Raw genomic sequence first — 9,783 nt, 5'->3', positions numbered from 1 at the left:
TCAAATTCGAGCCTTATTCTAAGCCGGAAGCACCCCACTTCCGGCCAAGAATAATTTCGCAGTTGAGCCATGGTGACACCCGCTACTGGCTAGATTTACCCTAATACTAAGTTCTACAGCCGACTTTAATAAGTTGCAGCTGATGAAACTGGTTTTGCGGAACGCTTACTAAAACCAAGTGCAAACTTGCTCACTTGTTTTAGCAGATCAACATTACGTATCATCGGGTCTGACAGTCTATATGAATAAAGTGCTCAAATGTCTACTAACCATGATGAAGGCTTAGCAAGTTTACACCTGATAATTTAATTTAGTAATCTTCCAATGATTGATATTGCCAACTTCAATCATTAGAAAGCCTTGATTAGTTGACACTCATTTAGCCGTGAGGGCGGTCCTCAAGTGGCTCAGTGGTGTCGTTTGCGTTAGTCGGGGTTGTTTCCCGACTTACCCAAAGACCGAGCTTTAAGACAAGTGGGTTGCTTGGCTTAAAGTCGTGTCCACCACGCTCCAGCCGCTTTAGGACCAACCGGTAAGGCGGCAAGTTACCACTATTCGGGACACCCGACTGATGGCATCAATCATCCTTCATCATTGGTTCTACTTTGTGGTAGCGGTCAATTCCCGAAATTGCCGTTGCACGTCAATCATGTCGAGGACGCTTTCCGCACAGTCAGCACCCTTATTACCGACCTTCACGCCGGCGCGGTTGAGGGCCTGTTCAATCGTATCAGTTGTTAACACGCCGAACATGGTAGGAACACCGGTTTGGCGGCCAACTGCAGCGACCCCGTTGCTAACGACGTTGCAGACGTAGTCGTAGTGACTCGTTTCACCACGAATGACCGCCCCCAGCGTGATAATCCCGTCATAGCGGCCGCTCGTCGCGACCTGTTGGGCGACGGTTGGGATTTCAAACGCACCCGGAACCCATAAAACGTCAATATCTTCGGCCGCAACGCCGTGCCGCTCAAGGTTGTCCTGAGCGCCCGCTAAAAGTTTGCTCGTAATTGCCGTGTTGAAGCGGGCAACCACGATTGCAATGTGGCGGCCACTTCCTTGTAATTGTCCATTAATCGTTGTCATGTTTAAGTCCTCCATTATTTAACTGCGAGTTGGTGATGAAACTTGTCGCGCTTCGTGGCTAAGTACTGCCGATCATGGGCCGTTGCGGGCATTTCTAAGGGAACCCGTTCAACGACGTCAATTCCCGCCGCCTTTAGCTGGGTAATTTTGTCGGGATTATTGGTCATTAACCGCACCCGTTGAATCCCTAACCGCTTCAGCATGGCGGCGGCCACGTCATAATGGCGTTCGTCGGGTTGGTGGCCCAACTTGAGGTTGGCGTCGTAGGTATCGATCCCTTGCTCTTGTAAATGGTAGCTCCGAAGCTTATCAGCTAAACCGATACCGCGACCTTCTTGCCGTAAGTACAGTACGACCCCGCGACCAGCCGCTTCGATTTGATCCATTGCGGCGTGCAATTGTTGACCACAGTCACAACGTAGCGACCCAAACACATCGCCGGTCAAGCATTCGGAATGTAACCGAACTAAAACGGGCTCCTGCGTTTGAAGATCACCCTTCTGTAAAGCTAACTGGACTTGTGAATCAGCCGGTAGTTGGTAGCCGGTCAACTTAAAATCGCCGCTCGCGGTTGGGAGTTTTACCGTTGGGAGGGCCGTTAAGGTTTGGGTTTGCCGCAAACGGTAAGTACTGATGTCTTCAATCGTGATCATCGGGATCCGCAGCCCTTCTGCCAGGGCCTTCAAATCCTTCCGTCGAGCCATTAATCCGTTCTTTTTAACGGATTCGCAAATGTAGGCCACCGGGGTCGCCCCGGCCAACCGTGCCAGGTCAACCGCCGCTTCGGTGTGACCGCGCCGTTCTAGGACACCGCCAGCCCGGGCAATCAACGGAAAAACGTGACCGGGATGGTAGAAATCAGTGGGCTTACTTTGCGGGTCAGTCAACGCCTTAATGGTCGTTGCCCGGTCCGCCGCCGAAATACCAGTGGTCGTCGTGTGGTGATCCAGTGAAACCGTAAAGGCCGTCCCAAACGCATCGTGACTGGTCGTCATCGGTTCCAATTCCAAGCGGGTCGCAATTTCGGGCGCAACCGGCGCGCAGAGCAAACCGCGGGCACTCGTAATCATGCGGTTAACCGTTTCGGTGGTGGCGTACTGTGCTAAACCGACCATGTCCCCTTCGGCTTCGCGACTTTCGTCATCGGCAACAATAATCAAACCGCCCGCTTTTAAGGCGTCTAAAGCGTTTTCTACTTTTTCCTCAATCGTCATTTTCTGTTCCTCCAAACCGTAATTGCTGGGCAACGTACTTGCCTAAAATATCCGTTTCAACGTTGACCGGTGCCCCAAGTGGGAGCTGGCCCAACGTGGTCGCCAACTGCGTATGTGGGATCAAATCAATTTCAAACGCGCCCGGCGTCACCGCGACAACCGTTAAGCTAACGCCGTCAATGGCAACGGATCCCTTCTCAACGATCAGTGGCCGGTAAGCCGCGGGCAGGGTAAACCATAACCGCTGCGCACTCGCATCACTGGCCCGGCGCAATAACTCGCCGCAGTAATCGACGTGCCCCTGAACAAAGTGGCCGTCAAGCCCCTGTTCGGCGGTCAAAGCTGGTTCCAAATTAACCTGCTGACCAACTTTTAACCGGCCTAAGTTAGTGCGGCGAACGCTCTCCGGCATCACGTCCACCGTAAAGGCATCCGCCGTCTTCGTCGTTATCGTTAAACAAACGCCGTTCACCGCAATGCTGGCGCCAATTGCTAACTTGGGCGTCACGAGTGCGGCCGCTTTGAGCGTCAACTTCAATTCACCCGCGTGGTTGTCAACTTGTTGGACAACGCCGTGGTGCGTCACAATTCCCGTAAACATTTAAACGACCCCCTGTCGATAAGCTTGAATTCGTAAGTTGCCCGCTAAATTCGTCACTTGCGGTGCCGTAAAGGTCATCGGGGTAGCGGCGTAAGTCGTATCCCGTGCGGCTGGAAGGGCTTGCCCACCAAACACCGTTGGTACGACGTAACTCAGCCACTCTTCAACGAGCCCCGCTTGTACAAACTGGGCGTGTAGCTGGCTTCCACCTTCAACGAGTAATGATTGCCAGCCATGTTGGTGACAGAACGTACTAATTGCTTGCGGTGTCCAGTCCCCAATGACGACGTGAACGTCGCTTCCTGACTGCTCAAGTTGGGTATCCCGCGGACTGGCCTGCCGACAAAGTAACCAGGTCGGCGCCAATCCGTCCGTCACAAGCCGGTGCCCCACCGCAGCGTCGCTTCGATTTAGAACGACCAGCCTGACCGGTGGGTGTGCGAGCGCCTGCGTCCGCACCGTCAACTGGGGATCATCGGTCGTGAGCGTCCGTTCACCCACCAAAATGGCGTGAAAGGTTGCTCGTAACCGCTGGCTATCAGCGTTAGCCGCCGCATTTGTCAGCCGACTCCGTTCACCAGTTACCGCGTTTAACTTACCGTCTAGCGTTTGGGCCATTTTTAACGTAATCCACGGCCGCTCATGTTGATAAAACCAGTTATAGTGCCGGTTGAGCGCTAACACGGCTGCGCTGGGTTCAAGCACCTGCACATCAACACCGTGCTGACGCAAATAGTCCCGACCGCGCCCCGCAACGACCGGGTGCGGATCCAACTGGCCAATCACGACCTTCTTAATCCCAGCTTCCGCCACACGATGACTACACGGCGGCGTTTTACCATAATGTGAACACGGTTCGAGCGTCACGTAGAGGGTGGCGCCCCGCGCCTGTTCCGGGGTGGCCCCTTTTAGGCACGCAACTTCGGCATGATCACCGCCAAAGTGCGCATGGTAGCCCTGGCTAATAACGCGTCCATCCTTAACAAGGACTGCGCCCACCTGTGGATTTTGATACGTTGCGGGACCGCCCCGTAACGCCTGTTGCACGGCCAACTGCATGTAACCGTTGTCCATTCTCGGCACCTCCAAAAAAAACCACCCGTTATCAAGATCGATACCGGGTGGTTTGATGAGTTGCTAAATCGATTTCGTCAGTATGGTACGCCAAAAAGAACCGTCGCCGGTTACCTTTTTCGCCACTACTGCCCAAAAACAAAGCAATAATTTTCTTCTCCCATCCAGACTTTACTGTCGGTCCCAGACTTGCACTGGGTCAACCGCTCACGCGGGTCACGGACTTCAACTTACGTTGTTACCGTCGGTCGGGAATTACACCCTGCCCCGAAGAAATCGTATTTAGTTTTCGTAATTAGTGTAAACACGCACAAAGAAATTTGTCAACCATCTTTTTTCAGTCGTGGGCGGCCGCTTGAATACTTTCAACGAGTAACTTGGTCGCGCCAATCCCGGCCCGCTGGTCATAGTAGGCCGTAAAGCGCTCATCCGCTAAGTACGTGGCGGCTAACCCGCGGTGCATCGCCACCGTGTAGTGCGGCCAGGTAAAGCTGAGCCACTGCCGGTGAAGTTCATAGATCTTGGTAGCGCTTTCTGATGTGAGCGTAGCGTTTTTCAAGGCCACTTTTAGCGTCGCAATCAAGTCCGCTTCAACCGCCTGCATCCGTTGGTAGTCAGCCTGATCAAGGTCCGCGTACTTCGCATTGGCTTGCGCAACTGTCGCTTCGCCATAGCGCTGCTTAATTTCATCACCATAGCGTTTTTCATTGGCACTTAACTGCGCCGCTTTGAACGCCTCAAATTTATTTGCATCGGTCATTGGAACCCCTCCTCGTTGGGTTTGAATCGTCGTTTGAACGAGCGTCAGTAACTGATCTAAGTGCGCCCGTTCCCGTCTAAGCTGCTGGTACTGTTGTTCCAGCGTGGTCAACCGTTGGGCTTGCGGTTGGTCGAGTAATTTTTGAATCGTCGCTAACGGCAACCGCAACGTGCGGTACAAACAAATTTGTTGCAACCGGTCAACCTGTTCGCGTTCGTAAAGGCGATAGCCGTTGGCCCCAAGCGCTGCGGGTTTCAACAAACCAATCTGATCGTAGTAGCGCAACGTCCGCACACTCACCCCCGCCAACTCGGCCAACTGTTTAATTTGATACGCCATTCGGTCCCACTCCTTTCAACCCCTTCAGTATACGGGCTGACGTCGCGTCAGGGTCAAGCCTTAAATGCAAAAAACCGACCACTTGGGCCGGTCTTTCTTTTAATTATCATTTCAACTAGTAATTAATTTCAACCATTAACGTGCGCCAACTTACTGCGCAACGCCCGGTAAACCATTGCCACGACCGCCACCGTAATTAACCGGTCGAGGTAGTCGGTCATCACCTGTATCAGGAAAACCGCCGCGACCTTACTCATGCCGGTACCTAATAACAACTGAACGAGCATGCTCGAGCCCGACGACGTAATGCCGTGAAATAGAATAACGGTAATTAACGTACTGACCAGCGTTCCGGGTAAAGAAATCCCAAGCGCAAGCCACCAGTTTGAGCGCCAACTGCCTGGCTTAACGCGGCGATACAGCAGGCCGGCGACCACCCCGGTCAGTAGTTGCACCGGCATAAAGAACAGTGAATACAAATCGGTAAAACTCATCAACGTCCCGGTCAACGCCCCAGCCGCAAGTCCACCCAGCGGGCCTAAAACGGCGGCGGCCAAAACCGTTCCAATTGAATCCAAATAAATCGGTAGTTTTAACATCAAGGCGAGGTTTCCCCCCACGACGTTCAAAGCAACGCAGAGGGCGACTAAGGTGAGGTGGCGCGTTTTAATTAGTCGCATGGCAACACCTTCAACTGCCGCAGGACCCGCGTCAGGTCGGGATCAGTCGCGCCAAGTACCCGTTTCAAAAATAGTTGCCAAAAACCGGCAACATCAACGGTCGTCATCACCTGCGTATTGGCTGGCCGTTGCCAGAATTGATGGTCATCGACGATTGACTGACCGCGGGCAACGCCATCGGTCACGACCGTGGTATAGGCACCAAAGCCACTTAATAAGTCCGGTTGACTCATCACCGCCACCGCCAACGGATCATTGATAACACAACCAATAACCCGCTCCTGTTGCCAATGAAAATCAAAGTAAAACTGCGTAATCTTTTTAATAAAGGCTCCTAATTCAGGATTAACGTCCTGCATGTAGGCTAACAAACTCGGTGTTAAGACAATTTCACGGGTCACGTCCAGACCAACCATTTGAATTGGGACCGGCAGCTTTGCAAAGACTTGGGCCGCCGCGTCCGGGTCGCACCAAAAATTATATTCGGCAACCGGTGAACAGTTACCGTGGGACTTGTAACTGCCACCCATTAATGTAAATTGGTCAACCTGTTCAAACAGGCTGACATCGCGATTGAGAGCCTCCGCAATGTTGGTCAACGGCCCCAGCGCTAAAATCGAAGTCTGCGGCTCAGCCGTCAAAGTCTCAACGATAAAATTGACTGCGCCTTTAGCGGGACCGACCTTTGTCACGGCCGGCCACTCACTATTGCCAAGGCCGTCGTCACCGTGCGTATCCTGCGCACTCGTATAGGGAACCCGCAGTGGCCGGTTAGCGCCAACGTAGACTGGAATATCCAGCCGGTCAGCTAACGCTAGCACTTTGAGTGCGTTTTGGGCGCCAATTTCCGGCGGAACGTTCCCACAAACGGTTGTAATTCCAACCACGTTTAAATCCGGTGATTTAAGCGCTAATAAAAGCGCCAAGCTGTCATCAATGCCCGGATCACAATCAATGATGACGTTACGCGTTGCATTCATTCTCTTACCTCCGATTGACTGAAGTTCTTGGTTTTTTATGCTGGGAAGTTTCCGAACCAGACCGGCGGGTAGCAAACCCACCGAATATATAAATGCTAAACCAATTATACCGGAGATACTTAGCCTTGAAAATAATAATTGGTCACTTAATTACTGTTAAGTTAACCTTACGATGAGACCCTCCCCACTTAATTCGATCAGCAAACGTGCTACAATAACGCTACTAAATCGAAAACAGGTGGAACAAACATGCGGAAAGTACAATTTTACGGCGCCATTTCACTCGACGGTTACCTCGCCACAACCGACCAGCGCCTAGACTGGCTGTTTCAAACGGCCGGTGGCGATGAGGCTCCGACCGAACAGTTCTTACAACAAGTCGATACGGCCATCATGGGCCGCCACACTTATGAATACACGATGGCGGAAACGACCGACCAGTTGATCAACCCGTACCGGCCGGAAACGCGCACCATCGTTATGACCACGGCGCCGCACGCTGGCAACGCAACTACCCAATTCACGAACACCCCGGTCGCAGAACTCGTCGATCACTTGCGACGCGAGGCGGGCCAGTCAATTTGGATTGTTGGGGGTTCCGGGGTGTTAATGCCCCTAATAACCGCCAACCTGGTGGACGACTTGTTCATTCAAATCGCGCCGGTCATTTTAGGATCCGGTATCCGGCTGTTTACCACTAGTGAGCAGTCGCAACGCTACCAGCTAGTTAACGTGACGCACTACGATCAGCTCGCGGAGCTGCATTATCAAAAGCAAGTGGCCGACTAATAATAACGCGACTCAAATAAAGATAAACTTGTCCCCCGTAAGTTGACCGGATCTAGCCGTTAACTTGCGGGGGCTTTTATGAACTACCTCATATGACTAGCGCAACTTTTCTGGCTAGTCTGCCTTAATACGAAGCTTTGTAACTGACCTCTTTAGCAAGTCAATACCACATATCATAGAACTTCAAAAAAAAACGGCTTCACCACAAAAATTAATCGCGATGAAGCCGTTTATATAAAGATTAGTTATTTTCGCTTGTAGACATCATTTCGTTTACCCACTTTAACTACCTCAACCGTAAAAATACCATCCTGGATATCAGCAATTATTCGATAACTACCCACTCGATAACGCCAAAGGGTACCATATTCACCTTCAAGCGCTTTACCCCAAATACGTGGATCATCAGCACCTTCAATGTGCTTATCAAGCCACTTAAAAATCCGAATCTGAACCGCTTTATCGAGATTCTTTTGAAAATCCTTGAATGTTTTTTGATTAAAAGACCAAGTATATTTCATCTTTAGAGCCCTAATTGCTTTTTAACATCCTCGCGAGAAACAGTTTTCCCATGCGCTTCACGGATATTCCTGATGGCATCTTTGTAATCAAGACTGTCCTCCAACTTTTCTAACACAGCGGTACGCATATAATCAGTTACAGTTTGTCCATCTAAGTCTGCCTGCTTATGAATCAAGTTAAGAACGTCTTCATCGAAACGGATTGTCGTTGATTTAGTAGCTGTTGCCATTGTTAGAACCTCCCTAAATTGTTTAGTTAGATTATACTACATTTAGAACGCAATTGCGTTCTGTATTCCTCGAAATATACTTAAATCTCAGCCATCCGTCGCAAAAAGCGGCCCCACCGCGATGCACAATCGCAATGAAGCCACTTAAAGATTGTCTATTCCGTTAACGCGTTTTGGCGTTTAACCGCGTGGCGTAACAGGATTGGTGCAATCAGCGTCGTTAAAATAATTGCCGTAATCACGGCAGAGTAACGTTCTTCGGACAACAACTTACCTTGATACCCAATTTGGGCAATAATCAGGGCCATTTCCCCACGTGAGACCATCCCGGCGCCAATTTCGTAGCCGCTCAGCCAACTGAAACCGGCCATCTTGGCACCAACGCCAGCGCCAGCGAGCTTGGTCGCGATGGCCGCAATCGTGATGACGACGATGAACCAAAAGTCACTAAGGAACCCATCAAAGGACATGTTAAGCCCGATACTGACGAAGAAGACCGGAATAAAGACCGCGTTCCCAATTGGTTGAATATGCTTATCGATAACCGTATGGTAGTCAGTCTGACCAACGGCGATTCCGGCAAAGAAGGCCCCGATAACCGCACTCAGCCCAATCGCGTCTGCTAAGTAGGATAAGCCAAAACAAATGACTAACGACATCAACGTGACGGAAGTTGGGACCAGCAGGGCGTTCCCAATCGACATTAGGCGTGGCACGATCCACTTCACCACGACGTACAGTGCCAAGAAGAAGACTAACTGAATAAGTAACGAGATGCCTAAATTAGTCGAGGTTTGGCTACTCCCGCTGCTGACCTCACTCCCAAATAAGCTGATCATCAAACTTAGGATTAAAACGGCTAGCACGTCGTCCACGACCGCCGCCCCCAGAATTGTCGTCCCCTCCTTACCTTCTAAGGCGTTGAGTTCCTTTAAGACGGCTACCGAAATTGAAACGGACGTTGCCGCAAAGGTCACGCCCAGGAATAAACTCTCGGTTGCGTTTAAACCAAATAACTGACTACAAAAATCCACTACAGCGACCGGTAAAATCACGCCCAGAACCGCTACCAATAAGCTTGGTCGCCAGTATTTTTTTAATAATTGTAAATCACTTTCAAGTCCCGCCATAAACATTAAAATAATCACGCCGAGTTCCGCAAAATCCTTGATAAAACTAGTTGCGGACACCCAGCCCAACACGGCCGGTCCGATGATAATGCCGCTTAACAACTGTCCAATTACCGCCGGCAGGCCCATCCGCACACTCAGGTGTCCGGCCAAGGCCGTCACGATTAAAATTAGACTTAAACTACCGATATAACCCATTTATTTTGATTTCCTCCTAAAAAAGGGCGCCACAAGTCCTGACCACCCAACCCAAAAGTGACCCGAATTCTTGAAGCGCCCTTCAACCGAAATTATACTGTGGCATAAGTATAGCATATTTTTCAAAACTGCCGCGAGCTGGTCACTCATAAATTAGGTATAATAGAGTATTAACACTTTC

General features: G+C 50.8%; 11 protein-coding genes and 2 riboswitches. Of the genes, 1 reads left to right on the top strand and 10 read right to left on the bottom strand.

Translation table 11 applies throughout. The features are described 5' to 3' along the window. Nucleotides 1-600: 600 nt before the first annotated feature. The 7 genes from ribH to FFM79_RS09360 all read right to left on the bottom strand — a co-directional run bounded on the left by ribH (nucleotide 601) and on the right by FFM79_RS09360 (nucleotide 6,734). Complete coding sequence (gene ribH / locus FFM79_RS09390) at nucleotides 601-1,086, bottom strand: 6,7-dimethyl-8-ribityllumazine synthase (protein WP_137643218.1); 486 nt, start codon at nucleotides 1,084-1,086, stop codon at nucleotides 601-603. A gap of 14 nt (nucleotides 1,087-1,100) precedes the next feature. Next, the gene (gene ribA / locus FFM79_RS09385; RefSeq protein ID WP_137643217.1) at nucleotides 1,101-2,300 is read right to left on the bottom strand and encodes a GTP cyclohydrolase II; all 1,200 of its coding nucleotides are present in this window, start codon (nucleotides 2,298-2,300) and stop codon (nucleotides 1,101-1,103) included. Continuing rightward, on the bottom strand, nucleotides 2,290-2,901 hold the full coding sequence (locus FFM79_RS09380; protein WP_137643216.1) for a riboflavin synthase: 612 nt from the start codon (nucleotides 2,899-2,901) through the stop codon (nucleotides 2,290-2,292). Before FFM79_RS09380 ends, ribA begins: the two co-directional genes overlap by 11 nt. After that, entirely contained in the window at nucleotides 2,902-3,975 is a 1,074-nt protein-coding gene (gene ribD / locus FFM79_RS09375) for a bifunctional diaminohydroxyphosphoribosylaminopyrimidine deaminase/5-amino-6-(5-phosphoribosylamino)uracil reductase RibD (protein ID WP_137643215.1), read from the bottom strand. A gap of 148 nt (nucleotides 3,976-4,123) precedes the next feature. After that, a riboswitch (FMN riboswitch) is annotated at nucleotides 4,124-4,254 on the bottom strand. Nucleotides 4,255-4,312: 58 nt separating this feature from the next. Further along, nucleotides 4,313-5,074 carry a MerR family transcriptional regulator gene (locus tag FFM79_RS09370; RefSeq protein ID WP_137643214.1) on the bottom strand — a complete coding sequence of 254 codons (762 nt, stop codon included), beginning with the start codon at nucleotides 5,072-5,074 and terminating at the stop codon, nucleotides 4,313-4,315. Between the two features lie 128 nt (nucleotides 5,075-5,202). Beyond that, a complete protein-coding gene (locus FFM79_RS09365) occupies nucleotides 5,203-5,754 on the bottom strand; it encodes an ECF transporter S component (RefSeq protein WP_137643213.1) in 552 nt (183 codons plus the stop codon). Next, nucleotides 5,745-6,734 carry a nucleoside hydrolase gene (locus FFM79_RS09360; protein ID WP_137643212.1) on the bottom strand — a complete coding sequence of 330 codons (990 nt, stop codon included), beginning with the start codon at nucleotides 6,732-6,734 and terminating at the stop codon, nucleotides 5,745-5,747. Before FFM79_RS09360 ends, FFM79_RS09365 begins: the two co-directional genes overlap by 10 nt. Nucleotides 6,735-6,755: 21 nt before the next feature. Then, a riboswitch (PreQ1 riboswitch) is annotated at nucleotides 6,756-6,800 on the bottom strand. 183 nt (nucleotides 6,801-6,983) lie between these two features. Between FFM79_RS09360 and FFM79_RS09355 the strand changes: the two genes are divergently transcribed. After that, entirely contained in the window at nucleotides 6,984-7,523 is a 540-nt protein-coding gene (locus FFM79_RS09355) for a dihydrofolate reductase family protein (RefSeq protein WP_137643211.1), read from the top strand. A 245-nt stretch (nucleotides 7,524-7,768) separates the two neighbouring features. On the opposite strand, the gene FFM79_RS09350 is transcribed toward FFM79_RS09355, so the two are convergent. From FFM79_RS09350 to FFM79_RS09340, 3 genes are all read right to left on the bottom strand, one after another. Further along, nucleotides 7,769-8,044 carry a type II toxin-antitoxin system RelE family toxin gene (locus FFM79_RS09350; protein ID WP_137643210.1) on the bottom strand — a complete coding sequence of 92 codons (276 nt, stop codon included), beginning with the start codon at nucleotides 8,042-8,044 and terminating at the stop codon, nucleotides 7,769-7,771. A 2-nt stretch (nucleotides 8,045-8,046) separates the two neighbouring features. After that, a complete protein-coding gene (gene relB / locus FFM79_RS09345) occupies nucleotides 8,047-8,274 on the bottom strand; it encodes a type II toxin-antitoxin system RelB family antitoxin (protein ID WP_137643209.1) in 228 nt (75 codons plus the stop codon). 155 nt (nucleotides 8,275-8,429) lie between these two features. Continuing rightward, the gene (locus tag FFM79_RS09340; RefSeq protein ID WP_137643208.1) at nucleotides 8,430-9,602 is read right to left on the bottom strand and encodes a cation:proton antiporter; all 1,173 of its coding nucleotides are present in this window, start codon (nucleotides 9,600-9,602) and stop codon (nucleotides 8,430-8,432) included. Nucleotides 9,603-9,783 lie beyond the last annotated feature (181 nt).

This window comes from Lactiplantibacillus modestisalitolerans (assembly GCF_005405425.1).
GTDB classification, from domain to species: Bacteria; Bacillota; Bacilli; order Lactobacillales; family Lactobacillaceae; genus Lactiplantibacillus; species Lactiplantibacillus modestisalitolerans.
This window is presented reverse-complemented; position numbering and strand designations above follow the sequence as displayed.

Coding starts and splice junctions, on each gene's coding strand:
- ribH (WP_137643218.1), bottom strand. CDS start 1,086: ATGACAACGATTAATGGACAATTACAAGGAAGTGGCCGCCACATTGCA.
- FFM79_RS09370 (WP_137643214.1), bottom strand. CDS start 5,074: ATGGCGTATCAAATTAAACAGTTGGCCGAGTTGGCGGGGGTGAGTGTG.
- FFM79_RS09380 (WP_137643216.1), bottom strand. CDS start 2,901: ATGTTTACGGGAATTGTGACGCACCACGGCGTTGTCCAACAAGTTGAC.
- FFM79_RS09365 (WP_137643213.1), bottom strand. CDS start 5,754: ATGCGACTAATTAAAACGCGCCACCTCACCTTAGTCGCCCTCTGCGTT.
- relB (WP_137643209.1), bottom strand. CDS start 8,274: ATGGCAACAGCTACTAAATCAACGACAATCCGTTTCGATGAAGACGTT.
- ribA (WP_137643217.1), bottom strand. CDS start 2,300: ATGACGATTGAGGAAAAAGTAGAAAACGCTTTAGACGCCTTAAAAGCG.
- ribD (WP_137643215.1), bottom strand. CDS start 3,975: ATGGACAACGGTTACATGCAGTTGGCCGTGCAACAGGCGTTACGGGGC.
- FFM79_RS09355 (WP_137643211.1), top strand. CDS start 6,984: ATGCGGAAAGTACAATTTTACGGCGCCATTTCACTCGACGGTTACCTC.
- FFM79_RS09360 (WP_137643212.1), bottom strand. CDS start 6,734: ATGAATGCAACGCGTAACGTCATCATTGATTGTGATCCGGGCATTGAT.
- FFM79_RS09350 (WP_137643210.1), bottom strand. CDS start 8,044: ATGAAATATACTTGGTCTTTTAATCAAAAAACATTCAAGGATTTTCAA.
- FFM79_RS09340 (WP_137643208.1), bottom strand. CDS start 9,602: ATGGGTTATATCGGTAGTTTAAGTCTAATTTTAATCGTGACGGCCTTG.